This window comes from Bowdeniella nasicola, from assembly GCF_900107735.1.
GTDB classification, from domain to species: domain Bacteria; phylum Actinomycetota; class Actinomycetes; order Actinomycetales; family Actinomycetaceae; genus Bowdeniella; species Bowdeniella massiliensis.
Genome location: NZ_FNQV01000015.1, coordinates 1 through 20127 on the forward strand (window position 1 = coordinate 1; position 20127 = coordinate 20127).

Sequence of the window (20127 nt, forward strand, 5' to 3'; positions counted from 1 at the left end):
ACGGCGTCTACCAGCAGCTGGTCGCCGCCTACCGCGACCCCGACCGAGCCAACGGCCGCGCCCGCATGGAGGCACTCATCGCCAGCATCAGCAGCGGGGTCCCCGGCGCCCTACGTGAGGTCATCACCCTCGGACGCACCCTGAAGAAACGCGCCACCGACGTGCTGGCCTACTTCGACCGACCCGGCACGTCGAACGGCCCTACCGAAGCCCTGAACGGCCGCCTCGAACACCTCCGCGGTTCCGCCCTGGGATTCCGGAACCTCACCCACTACATCGCCAGATCACTGCTCGAGACCGGCGGCTTCAGACCCCAACTACACCCTGCATTGTGATGAGCCCGAAATCACCTATGCGATCTGGGATGAAAACCAGAAGGGCTTCATCGATGAATCCATTGCGGAGTTCAATAAGGAGTTCCCAAAAATTAAGGTGACCGTGGCTCACACTCCGTACAAGCAGTACTGGACGAAGCTCATGACCCAAGCCGAAGGCAATAACCTGCCCGATGTCTTCTGGATGAACGGTCCAAATATCAAGTTGTACGCCGATGGCGACCAACTCGCGCCCCTCGATGACATCGACGTCGACTGGGACAAGCTACCCGAAGCTCTCGTTGAGCTGTATTCCTTCGAGGGAAAGCACTATGGAATCCCCAAGGATTTCGACACCACCGCACTGTGGTACAACAAGGCCATCTTTGAAAAGGCCGGGGTGGAGCTTCCGAATTCAAACTGGACGTGGGATGACTTCACGAAGGCTGCCAACGAGATCTCCACAAAACTCAAAGGCGAAGGCATCTATGGTGTAACGGCCGATCTGACCGGCGGTCAGGAATCGTTCTACAACACCATGGAGCAAGCAGGCGGCTACGTCATCAAGGAGGGCAAGTCGGGATTTGACGACCCGAAGTCAATCGAGGGCCTCCAGATTTGGGCTGACCTCATCAAGGACGGCGGGATGCCGAGTGTCCAGGTGATGGCGGACAACAAACCAAACGATATGTTTGCTTCGGGCAAAGCGGCGATGATCTGGGCGGGAACGTGGAACACCACAAATTACGCCAAGAACAACCCGAACCCGTCTGACCTTGATCTGACCGACCTACCTAAGAAGGACAAGCAGGCGACGGTTATCCATGGCCTCGCCAACGTCGTTGCCAAGAACTCCAAGAATGTCGCGGCAGCGAAGGCATTTGCTCAGTTCCTCGGGTCTAAGCGAGGTGCGGAGATAGAAGGCGCTGCAGGGGTAACTCTGCCGGCATACGAAGGAACCCAGGAAAAGTATCTGGAAACCTACCCGGACTGGAACGTGAAGGTCTACCCGGATTCTGCCCAGAACTACGCATTCCCATATCCGGTTTCCAAGAACACGAACGCATGGGCGGGGCTGGAAGCTGAGATTCTCGCCCCGGCGTTCGCTGGCGAGGTGCCCGTCGAGCAGGCGGCGAAGCAGATGGCAGACAAGATGAATGAGCTGCTTGCAAAGGAAGGCAACTAGCTCATGACCTCCTCACCGATTGAAACGGCCGCCGCTGCTGCCGAACTCGGTGGGACCCCTTCCGACGGTCCGCGTGGCGATCATGCCACGCGGACCGGGGCAGCCCCACAACGAAAGCGGAGAAGATCTGCGCACAGTGATGGTGCTTGGCCATGGTTGTTCGTCCTGCCTCTACTCTCCGGTGTGCTCCTGTTCTATCTGTGGCCCATCGCGAAGAACTTCATGCTCTCCTTCGAGCAGGTTTCCCCATTCGGAAACCGGTCGGAGTTCGTAGGGCTCCAGAACTATCAAAACCTCATCCAGTCCGGACAGCTTGGCGGCGCGTTCCTCAACACCATGCTGTATACGGGGATCGTGCTGCTCGGGATTCCGATCGCAGTGTTCCTCGCAGCGCTTATCTCGCGGCCCGGGCTGAAGGGTGCCAACGTTTACCGCACGATCTACTTCATGCCGTATGTCGCGATGCCTGCGGCGATCTCGATCGTGTGGAAGATGATATACAACGGCGACTTCGGCGTTCTGAACTACATTCTTCGATCGATCGGCATCGACAACCCGCCTTATTGGCTTTCAACTCCTGGATTCGCCCTCTTCGCCGTAGCGATCCTCGGCCTCTGGGCGTCCATCGGCTTCAACATGATTATTTTGTCTGCTGGGTTGAAGAGTATCCCTCAGGAGCTTTACGAGGCCGCTTCCCTTGATGGTGCTGGGCATATGCGCCAGTTCTTTTCGGTGACGGTGCCACTGCTGACTCCGTCGATATTCTTCCTCACCGTCATGCAGGCGATTTCCGGCTTCCAGCTGTTTGACACCCTCTTCGTTCTGATCTCGCCCTCATCTCCGGCCATGCCGCACACGCGATCGATGGTGTACCTCTTCTACGAGCAAGCCTTCATCAACAATGACAAGGGCTACGGCGCTGCTATCGCCGTCGTGATTCTGCTTCTGGTCGCGATCGTCACGGCCATTCAGTTCCGTTTGCAAAAGAGGTGGGTCAACTATGTCTAAGACTCAGAGCAAAACCGGCAACCACTTCTGGGTCCATGTAGTGCTCTGTCTTGGCGGAGTTCTCATGGTATTTCCGTTCATCTGGCAGCTCATCATGTCGCTCATGACCAATTATGAGATCCAGTCAGTACCTCCAACGTTCTGGCCAGCTGAGCTTCAGTGGGGGAACTACGCCGAGGTGTTTCAAACGATCCCGTTCCTGAAGCAGTTCGGAGTCTCAGTGCTCATTACAGTGCTGAGAACTGCCGGGCAGCTGATTTTGTGCGCGATGGCAGGATACGCGTTCGCGCGGATGCACTTCACTGGCCGCGGCATCCTTCTGGGTATCGTCTTGTCGATTCTCATGGTGCCGGGACAGGTGTACTTGCTTCCGCAGTACCAGATCATTCAAGGGATGAATCTGCTGGAAACTCCTTGGGGAATCGTTCTTCCAGGCATCTTTTCCGCGTTTGGAACCTTCTTGATGCGCCAGTTCTTCATGTCTCTTCCCAAAGAACTTGAAGAGTCGGCACGCCTGGATGGCGCGAATCCGTTCCAGATCTTCTGGAAGATCATGCTCCCCTTGTCTAAGCCCGCACTGTCGGCCGTCGCTATTACGACCGTCCTGTGGTCCTGGAACGATTTGCTTTGGCCGCTGATCGTCACAACCCGAGATACGGCGATGCCATTGTCAGTAGGTATCGCTACATTCGCGGGGCGCACTGCGACTGATTATTCGGTGATGATGGCAGCGTCCGTTATGGCTGTAGCGCCGGTGCTAATCCTGTTCATCCTTCTGCAGCGCCGAGTGATAGAGGGCCTTGCGCACACTGGCTTGAAGGGCTAGCTGGCTGCTTAGCTGCGCTTGAACTTGGCTCTAACGGCGTGCCAGCCACGGCGAACCCGCTCGCGCTGCTCTGCGCGCAGGTCTGCGCGGGTGGGTTTGCGTCCGAGTTTGAGCGCGAGGTGATCGGGATTGACGTGGGTCGCCGTCGCGAGCGTCCGCAGCAATGCGCGCGGCCCTTGGCGAACGGATTCTTTGACCCGAGCGCGCCAGATCTCTGACGAATTCGCGTTGCTGGACAAGGCGCGCCACAGATGCTCACCGGGCAGGCCCGACGCGCGATCTTCGCGGTCGGTCGCAAAAGCCAAGGCGACTCGAGCACCTAGGGATTCGGCTAGTTCGTCAATCTCCTGTTTGACCTCGTCGGTGGCGGTTGTCCAGGACGCTTCGACGTCGAAGACACCACGGCCGAACGGGTCCCGCGCGGCGTGAGCAAGCATGACGATTCGCTGGTGACGAAGGCTAGGGACCGCGCATTCGACGGATCCCAACTCGACGCTCGAGTGCTCGTCCCACAGCTGGTCAAAGACCTCCTGCGGGCTGAGATCAAATCCGGGAAAGCTGCGGTGCACGTCGACGGTTCCCCAACGGGGGTTGTAGTGGGTCGCAGCGTGGCCAAAAATGCTGCCGTACTCAAAGCGCGTGTACAGTTCCCAGCCGAGTTGCGTGAGCGCCTGCTGATAGTCCATCACGCGAGCTGGATCGACCAGGACATCGCAATCGCTCGGTGCGCTGCGACCATCAGCGAGATCGGGGTGCAAGGCTTCACCTTTGATGTGCAGTATTCTGACATCGGCGGTGTTGGCGATGAACTGCAAACACGCATGGGCTAATCGGCGATGGACTCCCGCAGGTACCTCGGCCGATGACGTCATGGCTCCATCGTAGCGAGCCAAAGCAAATGCCATTGAGGAGTCTTGGGGAGGTGGGTCTGGATGGATCGCAAGTACTCGGCACTACCGTGGGCGAGTGAGTTCGACGGTTCGACGCTGTGGGTCGCGCCTCTACCGCAAGGGCCCGTCCTCCAGCTTGATGGAGTCGCACCCAGCATCCTGCAAGTGCTTTCCGAGTCGCCCGAACCACTGAACGTCAATGAGCTCATCGACAGTTTGGAAGGCGCCGGACTGCCGGTGCCCGAGGAGGCTCACGACCAGGTCAGAGCCTTCCTCGAGTCGGCGGTTACTTACGAGATTGTCGCGGTTACTGCTGCTGGCTAGGCGAGGCAGAAATCAATGTTGCCGATGGCAATGAACTGCCAACCACACCTCGTCGCGTCACCAAAAACAGCACTCGGAGCGCTGTAGGTCAGAGTCAGTGATGTGAAAGGCGATTGGCCGCGCGTCGACATGGTATTGAGCCACGCCTTGTGGTTAGACGGAGAATCAGCAGTGCGCTCGAAATACTCTCCGGCGTTGCCCATCGTCTTGTTAGCCGACTGCATATCACCGGTCATCGACCACGGCTGATCAAGTGCGATTCGGTCAACGTACCGACCGTGCTGGTTCTGGCCCCCGGTGCGGATCGCGGTGATGTCGTGAAGCTGAAGGTCGGCTTTCGAAACCGGTTCGCTAAACGTGATGGTCACCGTGGATGTTGTCTGGTAGCCAATGTTAAGCATTCCTCAGGTGCGGGCAGTTATGGGGTGAGCAGCACCTTGATCGCGCGGCGCTCATCCATCGCCGCATAGGCGTCGGCGACGTCGGAGAGTGGGAGGCGGAGGTCGAAGACCTTGCCGGGCCGGATAGCGCGCGAAAGGACCATGGGCAGGAGCTCGGGCAGGTAGGCGCGCACGGGTGCGACACCGCCCGCAAGGCCCACGTTGCGCCAGAACATGTGCGACTGGTTAATGCCATCGATGTGCGGCAGCCCCACCCAGCCGACGCGGCCGCCGGGCCGAGCGCTTTGCAGCGCTTGATCAACGCTCGTCTGGGTACCGACGCACTCCAGGACGGCGTCGGCACCGATGCCGTTTGTGAGCTCGCGGACGGCCGCGATTCCCGCGTCGCCGCGCTCGGCGATGATGTGCGTGGCGCCAAACTCGCGAGCCAGCGCCTGCCGTTCGGGGTATTTGCTCATCGCAATGATCGTCTCAGCGCCGCGGATCTTGGCGGCAAGGACACCGGATAGTCCCACCGCGCCATCGCCCACGACGGCGACGCTGCAGCCCTCTGTCACGCCTGCGCTCACGGCCGCATGCCACCCGGTGCACATGACGTCCGATAGCGAGAGCAGGTCGGCGATGAGGTCGTCGTCCGTGGACGTCTCCTCGACGGCGACGAGCGTGCCGTCGGCGTAGGGGATGCGGATGTACTCGGCCTGGCAGCCATCGTAGCCGCCGCCGTTTTCGCAATTGGCCTGCTGGCCAACGCGGCAGGTCGCGCAGGTGCCACAAGAGTAGAGGAAGCCGCCGACGACGAACTGCCCGGGCGAGACCGTCGTGGTTTCGCGTCCGACCTCTTCGACGATGCCAACGTATTCGTGCCCGAATGGGCTCGGGCGGTCGGTCGGATTGATACCGCGATAACGCCAGAGATCCGAACCGCACACGCACGTCGCAACGGTGCGCACGATGGCGTCGGCCGGGTCGATGATGCGGGGGTCCTCGCGCTCTTCGTAGCGCACGTCGTCTTTGCCGTACAGCACTGCACCAAACATGCCTTCAGATTACTCCGCTACGACGTTATGCACAGGTTGAGGAGGGTTCTGTTTATAGTCGTTTGATGCCGGTAGCGTTCACAGTATGACAAAGAGATTCACGTCAGTCGCCCTCGCTGCGTTTCTGCTCGCCACTCCTCTCGTTGCCTGCGGTCCGAGCGATCCGCCGACCACGCTCCCGGCGCCGAGCCCATCACCGACGACCCACTCAACCCCCGCCGCATCACCTACGGCGTCCGCGCCGAGCCCCACGGCGTCCGCCTCGCCCAGTCCGACACAGCCGGAAGGCGGCGATGGCCTCATCGTCGGGGCGAAGATCTCGGAAGACGATCTTCTTGCCGCTACGGGCTTCGCTGAGCCGCCCACGCAGCCCGATCTGAGGGAACGCGGAGATGCGGCGGGGAGCGCCGCCGGGCAGTACTACTACCAGCTGTGGGAATACGCGATCCATCGCGGGGAGCCCGGAGTCCTTGACGGTGACATCTTCGTCTCGTGCCGAGACTGCCAGGCGCTGCAGGACTATGCCCGCAGTCAACAGGATGAGGCCGTCATCCAGATTCGGGAAAACGTCGCCGTCGACGTGACGGGGATTTCAGAGAATCCGCAGAATCCCGCGCTAGCCGACGTCGATCTGTTCAAGAGCGGCGGCCGCCTCATCACCTACGATCGGCAAAGCCAGACGATTGTCGCCGTCGTCCCGAACTTCATGAACGTCACGACCTCGGTTATTGGTTACAGCACGGAGCTGGGCTGGATCCCCGTCGTCCTAGCCCTCGCGCCGGAATCCTAAGAGCGGTAGTAGCGGAAGTACTCGCAGACGACGAGTTCGTCGTCTGCCATCCGATAACCCCAAAACTCCTCGTGGGCAGCGCGCCACTGGGCGACCGATGCAAACCCTTCGCCCTCATCGAAGGCGAACTGCTCGGTGATGGACCCGATGGGGACGATGTCGACGGCGGTCGTCTCGATGACGCCCACTGGTTGGTCTTCCGAATCGACGAGATTGCCGAGCTGTCCCACCCGGGGAAGGGGCTCGCCACCGGTGAGGTAATCGGCGTGCAGCGAACTCGTGGCGGTCTTCGCACCCGCTTGGATGGCCGCCACGAGCTGGTCGCGTAGCGGACCGGGATAGGCGAACTCTTCGGCCGGCAGATGGTCCGTATCCCAGGGGTGGACCTCGCCGGCCAGGGCGGGCAAGATCCGGGTCTGCAGCAGGGGCGCGAGGTCGTCGGGCAGGGCGCTCGCGGGATCGAGCCATCGCAACTCCGCGATCTCGGCGGCCGCGCGGGGCAGTTCGGTGATCGGCTCGCGTACGACGAACGCGGTACCGTGCACGTCCCGCCCGGATTCATTGGCTGCCGCCGTGCGCCACATGCCGATCAGCTCCAGATCCTCTGGCATGAGTAGCAGTCCGACTTCCTCGCGGATCTCCCGCAGCGCGGTCTGGCGGGGCTGCTCGCCAGGCTCGGGCTTACCGCCGACGAGCATGAAACGTTTCGTGCCGCGCTTGCGAGCGGTGAGGATTCGGCCGTCAACGTCGGTGAACACGACGGCCGAGGTGTAGATCGGGGCTGGAGAAGTCATCACCTCCAGACTAGTGCCCGCGCGCAAGGCCCGGCACTGTCATATGTTCGACATATGTCCCCCTCACCGCTTGTCGTTGCGATCATCGGCGCCGGGCCTCGCGGCCTGAATTGCCTCCAGTCTCTTGCCAGCGCGTGGCGCGACCTCGATCGCCCCATCGACGTTCACCTCTTCGGCGCCCTCGATGCCGACGGCGTGCGCGTCGCAGGAGCCGGTAGTGCCTTCGCGCCCGATCAACCCGACTTCCTCCGTTTGAACGCCAAGCGGAGCATCATCGACATGTTCTACCCGGCTCGACGCGACGGCGTTGAGCCGATCGGCGTGACGTTTTCAGATTGGCTCGACGACGTAGATCCGGCCTGGCACGGCGTCGATTATCCGCCGCGCGCCCGCGTCGGGACCTACCTTGGCGAGAGCTATCGGTTCCTGCGCTCGCGCCTACCCGCCACCATGCACCTCACCGAACACGGCCCGGCGACCGCGGTGCGGCGAGCGAACGATGGCGGCTGGGAAGTCGAAAGTGATGCCGCGACCGTCTACGCCCATGAAGTCATGCTCGCGCTCGGGCACTCCACTGATCGGCCCGCTGCGCTGAGCCCGGAGGTCGTCGCGCCCATCCCTGTGATCGGAGCGGTCTATCCCGTGAGCCGGCTCGAGGCGATCAGACCGGGCGCGACTGTCGTCGTGCGCGGCGCGGCCCTCACCTTTATCGACGCCTCGCTCGCGCTCACCGAGGGCCGCGGCGGCAGCTTCGAACGTGACGAGGACGGTCGCCTGCACTACCGGCGCGGCGACAACGAACCCGCAGCGATCCTCCCGATCGCTCGCCAGGGCAGATTCCTCGACGTCAAGCCCCCGGCCGGACTGCTCGCCACCTTGATTGGCGAAGACGGCGTCGCTCGTGCGGATGCGAGCGTACGCGCTTCGCAGGATCCGCTGGAGCTGCTCTCACGCATCGGCGCCATCATCGAGGAGGCCGGCGGCGATTCCGCCGAGGCGATGACCGATCCCGAGCCCGCGCCGAGTGAAGCGACCGCCCAGCTGCGAACCTCGATCGAGGTCGCGCGCGGCCGGCAAGAATCGAGCCAGGGGCCAATCGTCGGCGCGGTGTGGACGACGATGTATGACGCGATTATTGAAACGCTCGCGCATCGCGAGTGGCCCGATGAGCAGTGGCGAGAATTCCTGCGGGTCGATGCCCTGATGGAACGCCGCGGTTTTGGGCCGCCGCCGATCAACGGGGAGAAACTCCTTGCCTTAATTGAGGCGGGCATCGTCGATACATCCTGGCTTGATGCCGGCATCGGACAGGGCGAGCTCACCGAGCAAGAGCGCTTGGTCGACGTCGTGATCGACGCTGTCTTGCCGCCGTCGGGATTCTGGTCCGGCGCCTATCCCGCGCTCGCGCCGATCGAGGAATACCTTGGTGTGTTCGCCGCGAAGGGGGCGGGCGGCGAGCGTCGTGGCGTCCGTATCGCGCCCGACGCCTCGGTGCTCTCGGCGGCCGGCGAGCCCATCCCGGGCCTCGCCGCGGTCGGGCGGATTACCAATGACTGGGTGCTCGGCCACGACACGCTCGAGCGGCGGATGGATCCCCGCCCGGAGCGCTGGGCGCAGCGCCTGGCTCAGGCGCCGTAGTCGGCGAAAACCCGCCGGGCCGCGCCGTCGAGCGTCAGCTGACCACCGTGCGGCACGATCCACTGCGGGCGGGTGTGCCCGAACGGCACACCGGCGACACCAACGACGTGTGGCGCGTAGGTGGCGAGCGCCTCGCCCGTCAGCCGAATGAGGTCGGCGCGATAGGTGGCAGCTTCCTCAGGCGTGGGGGAGTGGGTGAATGACGTCGCGGGCGGCCGCGCAAAGACGAGGCCGGCGAGCCGTTCCAGGACGCCGCGAATCCCGAGCGCCCGCAGGAACTCGAAGTAGTACGCCTGCGAGATGATCTCCTCGCTGGTTTCCAGCAGCAGGATCGCGCCATCGAGGTAATCGTCCCTCGGGAACGTCCCCGCCAGCAGGATGTCTTTCAGGACTTCGACGCAGCCCCCGTAGGTGTGCCCACTGACGCGCACCTCAGGCCCGAACCACTGCCAGTCCTCGGTGGGGCGGCGCTCGCGAACGTCGGTGAGCGCGCGCGGATCGAGCCAGTCGTAGCCGAAATCTTCGCTCTCACCCGGCTCGGTCAGCTCGAGCTCGCCGCCGTCCCGCAACGCCGCGAGCAGCGAGGTCGCGTGCACCTCATCGACGTGCGGTCCCGGCCCGAGCTGCACCTGGGTCGAGCCGCCGTAAAAGCTTGCCACGCCCGCGCGCGTGAGAAACGTATGCAGGTGGGTGTTGTCGGAGTAGCCGCAGAAGAGTGTCGGGTGCTCCCGCGCGACGTCCACATCGAGGTGGGGGATGACGGTGATCTGGTCCTCGCCCCCGATCGTCACAAGGATCGCGCCGATGGACTCATCGCGCATCGCGGCCATGAGGTCGGCCGCCCTATCTTCCGGGCTCGCCCCGAGCCGCCGCGTCGTGGGGTATTCGACGATTTCCGCGTCCGTGAGGGCCGTCAGCCGCGCCATCGCCTGTTCGTGGACGGCCGGCGCGAAACCAGGCGCCGCAAACGAGGGGGATAGGACCGCGATCGACTGCCCGGCGGCGAGCTTCGGCGGGGAAATGAGTGTCACAGCGCAGCCAGACGCTCGGTCAGCCCGAGCTTGACGGTCGGCCACTCAGCCGCGGTGATGGAGTAGACGGCCGTATCGCGCAGCACGCCCGAGACGATTCGGTGCGAGCGCAGCACCCCGTCGCGCTTCGCCCCGAGTTTCTCGATTGCGCGCCGCGAACGGAAGTTATGGAAGTGCGCCCGAAACTCCACGGCGATGCAATCGAGCTCCTCAAAGGCGCGGGTCAGCAGCAACAGTTTCGTCTCGGGGTTGACGTGGCTGCCCTGCGCCTCGCGCGCGATCCATGTGTGGCCGGATTCGACCCGACGATTGGCCGCGTCGATATTCATGAACGTCGTCATCCCGACGACGCTCTTCTCATCTTCGATCACATAGGGCGCCATGAGCCCCTGCACCTTGAGTTCCAGTCGCCGCGCGATCTCGGCAGCCATATCGCTCGGTTGTGGAACCGGCGCGTACCACAGCCCGGTCACTCCTTCGGCGGCGCGCGCTAGCGCAGCCTCATCGCTCTCGTGTAGCCCCCTCAGGCGGACGCGTTGGCCGGTCAAGGGAGGCGTCGCCGCAAACTCGGTCATGGCGTCAGTGTAGGGCTCCCTCACAGCCGCGACCAGGCCGCTGAAGGAGTGACAAGGGGGTAAATTTGGGTGAGACCAATTCTTGGCGGAAGGGCTAACGTGTCGACACTGGTAGTCGGAGTCGCGGGTGGAACCGGTAGCGGAAAAACGACGCTGACGCGGGCGCTGATCGAGCGCTTCCCGGGAAAGACGAGCGTCATCTTTCACGACAATTACTACAAGCGTCACGATGAGTTGACCTACGCGGAGCGCTCCAAGCTCAACTACGACTCTCCCGAGGCCTTCGATAACGCCCTCATGGTCGAGCAGATGAAGCACCTCATCGCCGGAAACCCCATCGATTGCCCGGTCTATGACTACACCATCCATAACCGCTCGGAAGAAACCCAGCGCATCGATCCCGCCCCCGTCCTCATCGTCGAGGGCATCCTCATCTTCGCCGAACCCGAGATCTGCGACCTCATCGACATCAAGCTCTACGTCGACACCGATGCCGACGTGCGCATCCTGCGCCGTATCAAACGCGACGTCGTCGAGCGCGGCCGCACCCTGGAATCAGTCGAAAAGCAGTACCTCACGACGGTGAAGCCGATGCACGAGCTCTATGTGGAGCCATCCAAGGGCCGAGCGGATCTCATCATCCCCGAGGGTGGCCATAACCTCGTCGCCCTCGACATGCTTATCCACCGAATCGATCGCCAGCTCGCCTAGGGGTTCTGCGCGCCGGTCTCCCACTCGTCGGGGCGCCCAATCGAGCGGATCGATGGGGTAAAAACGGACATCAGCCAGCCGGTGACAAACAGCGAAATCATGACGATCATCGTCGGCACGTGCCCCCAGTGGTCGAGCCCGAGGCCGGCGAGGAGGGGAGCGAAGGGCATGAGTCCCATGGTGACCATCCCCATGACCGAGGTGATCGCCCCCATTTTCGAGTTGGGGATCATCGCCATGAAGTAGCCGCCGAGCGCTGAGTTCACCGGGCCGAGCGCGATAGCTCCGAGGCACGCTGCCGCAATAATGACCGGTATCGATGAGGTGATGGCGAGGAGTGCATTGAAAGCAACGGTCCACCCGATCCCGACGACAAAAATCGTTCCGACGCGCATGCGTGCGGTGATGCTGGGTGCCGCGAACGACCCCAGCAGCATCCCCACGCCGAGGGCCGCACTCACGAAACCAATCGTTTCGGGACCGACGCCGCGGTTGCGCAGTGATAGGACGAGCGTTGAGAACACGCCATTGATCCCAATATTGAGCAGGGCAGCAATGGCGATAAACCGTTGCACCGTCGAGTGGGCTTTGAGCCACGCGACGCCCTCCCTGACCTGGGCGCGCCACGTCGTTGGTTCGGCATCGGGGGAGCGCGGCGTGAGGTCCGTTCGGATGAGGCGGGTCGTCCCCCATGCCATCGCGTGGCCGATCGTTTCCGCGATGAAGGGAGCAACGGTCGACAATGCGAGAAGAAAACCGCCCAGCGGGCCGGAGGCCAGGGACAGCACGGCCTCGCGTCCCTGGTTCGCCGCCAAGGCGGACGGTAGTTGCTCCTTGCGCACGAGTTGTTTGATCACCGTGTTCGAGACCGCGCCAAAGATCCCTGAGCGGGCTCCCGCAACGAGAGCGAGGACGAGGAGCGAGGCAAACGTGAGCAGGTCGGTTAGATAGAGGATGGCCCCAGTTCCCCACGTCACCAATCCCACAACATGCCCGAGCAGCAGCAGATTTTTGCGGTCCATCCGATCCGCCAGCAGCCCACCGGGAACCATGAGCCCCACACTCGCCGCCGACGAGACGAATCCGATGACCCCTGCTTGAGTGAGGGATCCGGTGACGGCGAGGGTGATGAGGGGCATCGCGAAAGCACGAATGGCGGAGCCCGCATCGGCGATGAAATCGCCGATGAACCATAGAAGGTAATCGCGGTTACGCCACAGGCTGGGACCGCCCTTTGGTGGCATGTCGTGGTTGGTCATGACCTCAGAGTAGAAAGGAAAAATGAGATATGCAAGATTTCTTGCGCAATGTTTGTGGAATAAAAGGTGCGATGCTTTTACCATGGTCGTATGGAGACTCGCGATGCCGATGTGATCAAGTGTCTGCTCAACCCTGTTCGGTACGACCTTTTCATTGGGCTGCAGTTGCGGCAGGAGCCGCAACGGGTCTCGGACTTGGCCGCTCTTGTCGAAAAGCCGGTCAACTCGGTGTCTTATCACCTGTCCGAATTGGAGCGCCGCGGCCTGGTGCGTAAGGTTGCACCCGAGCCCGGCCGCGATTCGCGCGAGACTCGGTATGTCGCGCGTGATGAGGGTTTGTTTGTTCACCTCGACAGGGATGACGACGAGGCCGCTCCGCTCGTTGCTGCGGTATCCCAGCTCCTTCAAGGGGAAGCCGCTTTGGTGGCTCGCTATCGCAAGCGAGCGATGGCTCGCGCTGGCGATCATGCTGATCGAATCAATGTTGGGCAGTACTTCCTATATCTAACCGATGAGCAGGAAAAACAACTGCACGATGACTTAGAGGACATTTTTGAGCGAGCCCGGCAGGCGAGTGATGCCAACAGGGACGCTGCTGGCGAATCCGGCGAGTATTCGCGTTCATTCCTTCGTCTCGAATTCTTCCCCTTGCTCGACGAGGAGGGGAAAGACGCGAACGGCTGACCGTCCTCCGGTCAACTGGCGGGGCCTGACGTCCCTCCTTCGATAACCTAAGGCTGTAACCCGAGTGAAGAGGATTCATGGCGACAATCATTTACACCCATACCGACGAAGCTCCGATGCTCGCGACGCACTCGCTGCTCCCCATCATCGAAGCCTTTGCGAAGACCGCTGGCGTCGACATCGAAACGCGTGACATTTCGCTGTCGGGCCGTATTCTGGCCGCCTTCGCTGACAAGCTCCCGGATGACCAGAAGGTGGCTGACGCGCTTGCCGAGCTCGGCGATCTGGCGAAGAAACCGGAAGCCAACATCATCAAGCTCCCCAACATTTCCGCGTCGATCCCACAGCTCAAGGCCGCCATTGCCGAATTGCAGTCCCAGGGATTCGACCTGCCGGACTACCCGGATAATCCGGAAACTGACGAGGATAAGGATGCCCGTGCTCGCTACGATGCGGTCAAGGGCAGCGCGGTCAACCCCGTTTTGCGTGAGGGGAACTCCGATCGCCGTGCCCCGATCGCGGTGAAAAACTTTGCTCGCAAGCACCCCCACCGGATGGGGGCATGGAGCTCGGATTCCAAGACTGAAGTCGCGACGATGGGCGTCGATGACTTCGCCTCAAACGAGAAGTCCGTCATCATTCCCGCTGACGACACCCTGACGATTCAGCTCAAGAGCTCTGACGGCGAGACGATCGTGTTGAAGGACAATCTTAAGGTCCTGGAAGGCGAAGTCGTTGACGGCACGTTCATGTCGGCGAAGAAGCTCGATGAGTTTCTCGCCGAGCAGGTCAAGCGCGCCAAGGATCTCGACGTCCTGTTTTCCGTGCACCTGAAGGCCACGATGATGAAGGTCTCCGACCCGATCATCTTCGGCCACGTCGTCAAGGCCTACTTTGCCGATGTCTTTGATACCTACGGCGACCAGCTGGCTGCCGCCGGACTCTCCCCGAACGACGGCCTCGGAGCCATCTTCGCGGGCCTGGAATCCGGCAAGGTCGACAACGCCGAAGAAATCAAGGCCGCTTTCGAAAAAGCCCTGCAGGACGGGCCGCGCCTTGCCATGGTGAACTCCGATAAGGGCATCACCAACCTTCACGTACCCTCCGACGTCATCGTCGATGCCTCCATGCCGGCGATGATCCGTACCTCCGGCCACATGTGGGGGCCGGACGGCGAAGAAGACGACACGATCGCCGTGATCCCGGATTCCTCCTACGCCGGTGTCTACCAGGCGGTAATTGAGGACTGCCAGGCACACGGCGCCTTCGATCCGACGACGATGGGCTCGGTTCCCAACGTCGGTCTCATGGCTCAAAAGGCCGAGGAATATGGCAGCCACGATAAGACCTTCGAGATCCCGGCCGACGGCACTGTCGAGGTCGTGAACTCCGCGGGCGATGTTCTCATCTCCCACGAGGTGGAGGCCGGCGATATCTGGCGCGCCTGCCAGACGAAGGACGCCCCGATTCGCGACTGGGTCAAGCTTGCCGTCACGCGCGCTCGCCTTTCCGATACGCCGGCTATCTTCTGGCTCGATGAGGACCGCGCGCACGATGCGAACCTCATCGAGAAGGTGAACTCCTACCTACCTGAGCACGAGACCGGTGGCCTGTCGATCTCGATCATGAACCCGGTCGAAGCGACGAAGGCTTCGATCGCGCGCATCCGCGAAGGAAAGGACACCATCTCGGTTACGGGTAACGTCCTGCGTGACTACAACACCGATCTCTTCCCGATTCTCGAACTCGGCACGAGCGCCAAGATGCTCTCCGTCGTTCCGCTGATGAACGGCGGCGGCCTGTTCGAAACGGGAGCCGGTGGATCTGCCCCCAAGCACGTCCAGCAGCTCGTCGAGGAAAACTACCTGCGCTGGGATTCGCTCGGTGAATTCTTGGCGCTGGCCGAGTCCTTGCGTCATCTCGCCCGGTTCGCCGATAACCCGCGCGCGGAAGTGCTTGCTGATGCGCTCGATGTTGCAACCGAGGGTGTGCTGAACGAGGGCAAGTCCCCGGCTCGCCGACTCGGACAGATCGATAACCGTGGCTCGCACATGTGGCTCGCGACCTACTGGGCGAAGGCCCTCGCCGAGCAGACTGACGATGCCGAACTCGCCGAACTCTTCACCGATGTCGCGGGCAAGCTCGCGGACAACGCGGAAAAGATCGATGCCGAGCTCATTGAGGTCCAGGGCAACGGCGTGGATATCGGCGGGTACTACCGCCCCGATGAAGACAAGACCAGCTCAGTCATGCGTCCGTCAACGACGCTGAACGAGATTATTGATGCGCTCGTTAAGTAGCGCCAGGTCTCCAGTGCTTCGGCCCGGTCACCAGTGGTGGCCGGGCCGAAGGCCTTACAGGCCGTGTGCCGCGATTTGCTCCTGGAAACTGCGCCACATGTGGTGATTGGTGAACGAGCCAAGAACGTGATCGTGGGTGGTGCGGGCTTGTCGTTGCCGCCGCTCGTCGTCCGAAACTAACTCCGATACCGCGGCGCGCCACCCGGCGCTGTCCGCCACGTCAACGAGGGTCGCGTTCTCTTCCGAGAAGTACTCTCGCATCGCGGTCGTCCCCGTCACGATGAGTGCGGCGCCAGCGGCTCCGGCGTCGAGTGCCACCGATTGTCCGGTCGGGTAGGCGAGTTCTTTCGTAGGAACCGCAACGACGCGCGCCCGCCGGATCAGGTTTCGATACTCGTCATAGGGCACGACCCCCTTCACCTCGACGTTAGTAGGAATGTCGAGGTCCCGGATATTCGCCTCCTGGCACAGCAGCGTGATGGGTACGTCCAAGTCACGCACACCGTCGAAGAACGTGCGATAGTCCCGCCCATGGTCGAAGCCTGCGGCCAGCACCGGAATATCTCGGGGCGCGTCGGCCTCGTGCAGGAAGTTTCGGGGCTCGCAGCCAAAGGGAATCGATCCGAGTTGCTCCGGCGAGAACCCGGCGTCTTCGAGAATAGGAATCTGGTTGCGGCTGAGGGTCAAGATGAGATCCACTGAGCGGAAGCGGTGGACGAGCTTTCGTGCTTCGTTCGTGGGCTTTGTTTGGAGCCAGTGCGCCAGCCAACACGAGATCATGACGAGGGGACGTGAACGGTAGGGAGGTAGCGAGCGGCCTTTGAGTATTGCTGCTGCCTGCGTTGCGTGTTCCAACAGGCCGACGACGATATCGCTGCCTCGAAGAGCCTTGGCTGCGGCGATCGCGGGATAAAAGTCGATTCCGCTGCGGTGATGGACGACGTTCCTGGCTTTGATGACGGCCCGGCTCGTGGGAGTTGAAATGCCGCGAGCGGTGATATCGAGGTCGGCAAGAATGTCCGTACCGTAGGGGCCTTTGCTGATGTCACTCAAGAATGCGTACGTGCTCCTCACACCCCGAGGTTAGCCGGTTCTTTGGCCAACACGTGAGGCCGACCGCGTGATGCGATCGGCCTCACGTGTTGGGCGACTGTGTTAGTCGTTCGGGCGGTAATCCGCCGCAAGAATGCGCGATTCGATCGGCGAGCACGCAAGAGCTGCGGCAATCGACATAGCGATGCCGGCCCCGACGATCGCGCCGATTGACGCGGTCGCCTTCAGCGGAGACCCAGCTGATGCCGACATTTGAGTCATGAACGGCATCGCGAGGAGGAGCCCCAGCGGAATTGAAATCGCTAGCGTCGTCACCATTGGCACAACGACCTGAGCGATTCGAGCCTTAGTAAAGACCGAGCGCGGGGTTCCCATGCGGGTGAGCGCGATCGTTTGTTCGCCACGATCGACCGTGGCGGACGCCTGATTGATGAGTGTGGACGTCGCCGCGAGCAGGAGCCCGATCGTGAGCGTGATGATCGCGCCGGTGCGGATGTCGGCGAACTGGATCGCGAAGATCTCGGGCATGTCCTCAAAGTCCCCGGGCACCGCCAGCATGAACGCCGCAATAACGCCGAGCAAGGACACCGCCGACACGTTGCGCCAGGCACCCTTCGGGTCCGCGACCAGGCGACGCATCGCAACAAGGCGGCTCGGATTCGAGGTCCGGGCAAGCGGCCGCGCCACGAGCTGGATGACGAACGGTCCGACGAGGTTCACGGCGAACACGGCCCCAGCCAAGACGCCGCCGATTATGACGAACCCTGCGATATCGGAGCTACGGAGGTTGAAGGAACGAGCAACGAAAAGGAACGCCGCGATCGCACCAACGAGGATCGAAACCCGCCACCACGTCAGTGCGCGGGTCGACTCCCGACGAGCAACCCCGAGCGGCGAGATCCGCACGCGCTGCAAACCGATGATGGTCGACAGGGCCACGAGGAGCAGGATCGTCCCGATGACAGCGAGCGCCACCCACGCTGGCATCAACATCTCTGAAGCGCGCAGCGGCTCTCCGAGGAAACTGACGGCGGACCACGCGGGAAGCGTCGCGAGCCACAGGACAGCGCCAATCGCAATCCCGATTGCGGCCAGCACGAGTGATTCGATGACGCTCATGAGGATGACCTCCCCACCCGTCATGCCGATGAGGCGGAGCGCCGCAAGCCGGCGCGCTCGCCCGGAGGCCCCGAGCCTCGCCGCGGCACCACCCAGGGTGAGGATCGGAATGACAAGGATTGCGCACGCGATCGCCGCGAGCGAGGGATACATCGACGCGAGATTAGCCGTTGATTGCGGGAAATCGACCTTGCCGGCGGCCTCCACGAACGGCTCTGGCGGGTTGGCCGCGCGCGCCACGAACATCGACGTGCCGCCGGCGACGGTGAGCGCGAGCCAGCTGGTGACGGCGAACGCGAGGACGGCGAGCGCGTCCAGGCCCGAGCGGTTATCGCTCAGGCGGGATAACGCGAGGCGAGAGGAGAGCCCAATCATCGGACACCTGCCTGGTTCGTCGCGGAATCGGCGTGGATCAGCGCGTCGCGAATCTCGATGAGCCGCGAACACCAGCCCGCCACCTTCGTGTCGTGCGTGACGACAATGAGCGAGGCGCCCGACATCTTGGTGACCGTCGTGAGGATCTGCATGACCTCGTGCCCGGTGGCCTGGTCGAGCGCGCCCGTCGGCTCATCGGCGAAGACGACGGCCGGCTTGTGCACGAGCGCCCGCGCGATGGCGACGCGCTGAGCCTGGCCGCCGGACATCTCGCCCGGTTTGCGCCCGCCCATCTCCGCGAGCCCGAGCCGGGAGAGCCACTGGTTTGCCTCGGCCAGCGCCTTGCTGCGCGACCATCCGGCCAGGAGCAGCGGGAAGGCAACGTTTTCGGCCGCGGAGAGTTCCGCGACGAGCTGGCCGTCCTGGAAGACGAAGCCGAAGCGGGATCGCCGCAGCTTGGAGCGCTGCGCATCCGACATCGTCGTAATGTCCGCGCCGCCTAGGCGCACGTCGCCGCCGTCCGGCTTCAAGATCCCCGACAGGCAGTGCAAGAGCGTGGACTTACCCGAGCCCGAGGGGCCCATGATTGCCACGGTCTCGCCCGCATTGATGGCGAGCGAGACGCCGGCAAGGGCGTGGACCTGGCCGTAGGTCTTGACGAGGTTTGTCGCAGTCAGTGTTTCGTTCATGATTCAATTTCAGCTTCTCACGCCCGCTGGCGGAATCCTGCTAGCGCCACAACTGGGTGGACCTAGCTCCACCCTGCCTACCACCCGTACTAGGTTCGTGGCTGGGCTACTCACAGCGATTGGAAGCGTCGGGGAAGGCCTATTCCATTAGTAGAGTTGGAGTGTGCGCATTCTTCTCGCTAATTCTGAAATGGAGTATCGGGGAGGCACCCAGGCGTGGATAAAGACCATGTGGGACGTCCTATCCGAAGATCATGCCGTTGCCTTGTTTGTCCATTCTGGGCGTCTTCCCGGGTGGGCGCAGCCCTTTGATCCGGAAGCCCAGTACGACGTAGCTTTGATTAACCACTTTCCAGCGTTTCGAGCGCTGAGCAATGCCTCGATCGGCGTCAGGATCGTGACGTCCCATGGAGTGATCCCTGCGGAAGAGTGGCCAAGCTGGGGTGCAGATGCCTATGTGTCTGTGTCAGAGTCAGTATCGAGACATATTCCGTTTAAGAGCGAGATTATCCGAAACCCCCTCGACCTCGAGCGATTCCGCCCACGATCTTTAGTTAGTTCAAGTGTCTCTCGAGTTGCATTCGTGTCGAACAGACAAGGTGATGCTCGTTCAATCGTTGATGAAGCTGCGTGTCTCTTGCCAGAGGTCGAGTTTCGCGTAGTGGGAGGGGAGACTGCGGTTGATGACGTCGAAGAAGTATATGACTGGGCGGATCTAGTTATAGGGATAGCTCGGACTGCGGTAGAAGCCCTGGCCTGTGGACGAGATGTCATCGCGTTCGACTACTGCGGCTTTCACGGGCGGGTGACGAAGGAGAACCTGGCCTACATGTATGACGTGAATTTTGGTGGTCATGCTCAAGGTCGTTGGCCAAGTGCTCAGGAGCTCGCGAACGAAATCGCGGCCTTCAATCCGGATGCTCGCCTCGCTGAAATTATCCGGAGCAACCATGATCCGCGGCGAATCGCTGAGGCGTATATTGATCTGGCGAACTCGGTGACGCGAGTGCGGAGATTGTCTGGGGTCTTGATCCGAACCATTCCGCAACTCACCAGCCCGCGAATTACGACCGTAATCGACAAGGTCAAGCGAGGGGTGAGGCGATCTAGCAAGCGCTGAAGG

At 62.2% G+C, this 20127-nt stretch carries 21 protein-coding genes; 11 read left to right on the forward strand and 10 right to left on the reverse strand.

The genetic code is table 11. The features are described 5' to 3' along the window. The 4 genes from BLU67_RS10475 to BLU67_RS10490 form a co-directional block, all read left to right on the forward strand. Positions 1-335: transposase (locus BLU67_RS10475; protein ID WP_143027412.1), on the forward strand; the 335-nt coding region annotated here is incomplete at its 5' end. A 49-nt stretch (positions 336-384) separates the two neighbouring features. Next, positions 385-1500: an ABC transporter substrate-binding protein gene (locus tag BLU67_RS10480; RefSeq protein WP_261977105.1), complete on the forward strand. Its 1116-nt coding sequence runs from the start codon at positions 385-387 to the stop codon at positions 1498-1500. Positions 1501-1503: 3 nt separating this feature from the next. Next, positions 1504-2508, forward strand: coding sequence for a carbohydrate ABC transporter permease (locus BLU67_RS10485; protein WP_092565717.1), 1005 nt, complete (start codon positions 1504-1506; stop codon positions 2506-2508). Further along, positions 2501-3334 (forward strand): carbohydrate ABC transporter permease, encoded by an 834-nt coding sequence (locus tag BLU67_RS10490; RefSeq protein WP_092565719.1) that lies wholly within the window; start codon positions 2501-2503, stop codon positions 3332-3334. The genes BLU67_RS10485 and BLU67_RS10490 overlap by 8 nt, the downstream gene beginning before the upstream one ends. 8 nt (positions 3335-3342) lie before the next feature. Here the strand turns inward: BLU67_RS10490 and BLU67_RS10495 are convergent, their stop codons facing one another. Continuing rightward, entirely contained in the window at positions 3343-4206 is an 864-nt protein-coding gene (locus BLU67_RS10495; RefSeq protein WP_092565721.1) for a nucleotidyltransferase family protein, read from the reverse strand. A gap of 60 nt (positions 4207-4266) precedes the next feature. Between BLU67_RS10495 and BLU67_RS10500 the strand changes: the two genes are divergently transcribed. Then, positions 4267-4548, forward strand: a complete 282-nt coding sequence (locus BLU67_RS10500; RefSeq protein WP_143027413.1) for a hypothetical protein — start codon at positions 4267-4269, stop codon at positions 4546-4548. On the opposite strand, the gene BLU67_RS10505 is transcribed toward BLU67_RS10500, so the two are convergent. Then, on the reverse strand, positions 4545-4916 hold the full coding sequence (locus tag BLU67_RS10505; protein ID WP_143027414.1) for a hypothetical protein: 372 nt from the start codon (positions 4914-4916) through the stop codon (positions 4545-4547). The genes BLU67_RS10500 and BLU67_RS10505 overlap by 4 nt on opposite strands. 50 nt (positions 4917-4966) lie before the next feature. After that, a complete protein-coding gene (locus BLU67_RS10510; RefSeq protein WP_092565727.1) occupies positions 4967-5986 on the reverse strand; it encodes a zinc-dependent alcohol dehydrogenase family protein in 1020 nt (339 codons plus the stop codon). Between the two features lie 85 nt (positions 5987-6071). Between BLU67_RS10510 and BLU67_RS10515 the strand changes: the two genes are divergently transcribed. After that, positions 6072-6776, forward strand: a complete 705-nt coding sequence (locus BLU67_RS10515) for a hypothetical protein (protein ID WP_092565729.1) — start codon at positions 6072-6074, stop codon at positions 6774-6776. On the opposite strand, the gene BLU67_RS12435 is transcribed toward BLU67_RS10515, so the two are convergent. Next, positions 6773-7570, reverse strand: coding sequence for an ASCH domain-containing protein (locus BLU67_RS12435; protein ID WP_222842474.1), 798 nt, complete (start codon positions 7568-7570; stop codon positions 6773-6775). The genes BLU67_RS10515 and BLU67_RS12435 overlap by 4 nt on opposite strands. 54 nt (positions 7571-7624) lie before the next feature. Between BLU67_RS12435 and BLU67_RS10525 the strand changes: the two genes are divergently transcribed. Then, complete coding sequence (locus BLU67_RS10525) at positions 7625-9208, forward strand: FAD/NAD(P)-binding protein (RefSeq protein WP_092565731.1); 1584 nt, start codon at positions 7625-7627, stop codon at positions 9206-9208. Here the strand turns inward: BLU67_RS10525 and BLU67_RS10530 are convergent. Both BLU67_RS10530 and BLU67_RS10535 read right to left on the reverse strand, forming a co-directional pair. Continuing rightward, positions 9196-10239 carry a S66 family peptidase gene (locus BLU67_RS10530; protein WP_092565733.1) on the reverse strand — a complete coding sequence of 348 codons (1044 nt, stop codon included), beginning with the start codon at positions 10237-10239 and terminating at the stop codon, positions 9196-9198. The two genes, BLU67_RS10525 and BLU67_RS10530, sit on opposite strands and share 13 nt — an antisense overlap. Then, on the reverse strand, positions 10236-10814 hold the full coding sequence (locus BLU67_RS10535; protein ID WP_092565735.1) for a GNAT family N-acetyltransferase: 579 nt from the start codon (positions 10812-10814) through the stop codon (positions 10236-10238). Before BLU67_RS10535 ends, BLU67_RS10530 begins: the two co-directional genes overlap by 4 nt. A 99-nt stretch (positions 10815-10913) precedes the next feature. Between BLU67_RS10535 and udk the strand changes: the two genes are divergently transcribed. Next, entirely contained in the window at positions 10914-11525 is a 612-nt protein-coding gene (gene udk / locus BLU67_RS10540) for a uridine kinase (RefSeq protein ID WP_092565737.1), read from the forward strand. Here the strand turns inward: udk and BLU67_RS10545 are convergent. Beyond that, positions 11522-12784, reverse strand: a complete 1263-nt coding sequence (locus BLU67_RS10545; RefSeq protein WP_176780787.1) for an MFS transporter — start codon at positions 12782-12784, stop codon at positions 11522-11524. The two genes, udk and BLU67_RS10545, sit on opposite strands and share 4 nt — an antisense overlap. Positions 12785-12874: 90 nt before the next feature. Here BLU67_RS10545 and BLU67_RS10550 point away from each other — a divergent pair, with 90 nt between their 5' ends. Together BLU67_RS10550 and BLU67_RS10555 are read left to right on the forward strand one after the other, a co-directional pair. Beyond that, positions 12875-13468 (forward strand): helix-turn-helix domain-containing protein, encoded by a 594-nt coding sequence (locus BLU67_RS10550; protein WP_092565741.1) that lies wholly within the window; start codon positions 12875-12877, stop codon positions 13466-13468. A gap of 77 nt (positions 13469-13545) precedes the next feature. After that, a complete protein-coding gene (locus tag BLU67_RS10555) occupies positions 13546-15768 on the forward strand; it encodes an NADP-dependent isocitrate dehydrogenase (RefSeq protein WP_092565743.1) in 2223 nt (740 codons plus the stop codon). A 54-nt stretch (positions 15769-15822) separates the two neighbouring features. Here the strand turns inward: BLU67_RS10555 and BLU67_RS10560 are convergent, their stop codons facing one another. The 3 genes from BLU67_RS10560 to BLU67_RS10570 all read right to left on the reverse strand — a co-directional run bounded on the left by BLU67_RS10560 (position 15823) and on the right by BLU67_RS10570 (position 19004). Then, positions 15823-16842, reverse strand: coding sequence for a glycosyltransferase family protein (locus BLU67_RS10560; RefSeq protein ID WP_143027415.1), 1020 nt, complete (start codon positions 16840-16842; stop codon positions 15823-15825). Between the two features lie 81 nt (positions 16843-16923). Then, positions 16924-18315, reverse strand: coding sequence for an ABC transporter permease family protein (locus tag BLU67_RS10565; protein ID WP_092565747.1), 1392 nt, complete (start codon positions 18313-18315; stop codon positions 16924-16926). Continuing rightward, positions 18312-19004 (reverse strand): ABC transporter ATP-binding protein, encoded by a 693-nt coding sequence (locus BLU67_RS10570; protein ID WP_092565749.1) that lies wholly within the window; start codon positions 19002-19004, stop codon positions 18312-18314. Before BLU67_RS10570 ends, BLU67_RS10565 begins: the two co-directional genes overlap by 4 nt. Positions 19005-19167: 163 nt before the next feature. Between BLU67_RS10570 and BLU67_RS12150 the strand changes: the two genes are divergently transcribed. Beyond that, positions 19168-20124 (forward strand): glycosyltransferase family protein, encoded by a 957-nt coding sequence (locus BLU67_RS12150; RefSeq protein ID WP_143027416.1) that lies wholly within the window; start codon positions 19168-19170, stop codon positions 20122-20124. Positions 20125-20127 lie beyond the last annotated feature (3 nt).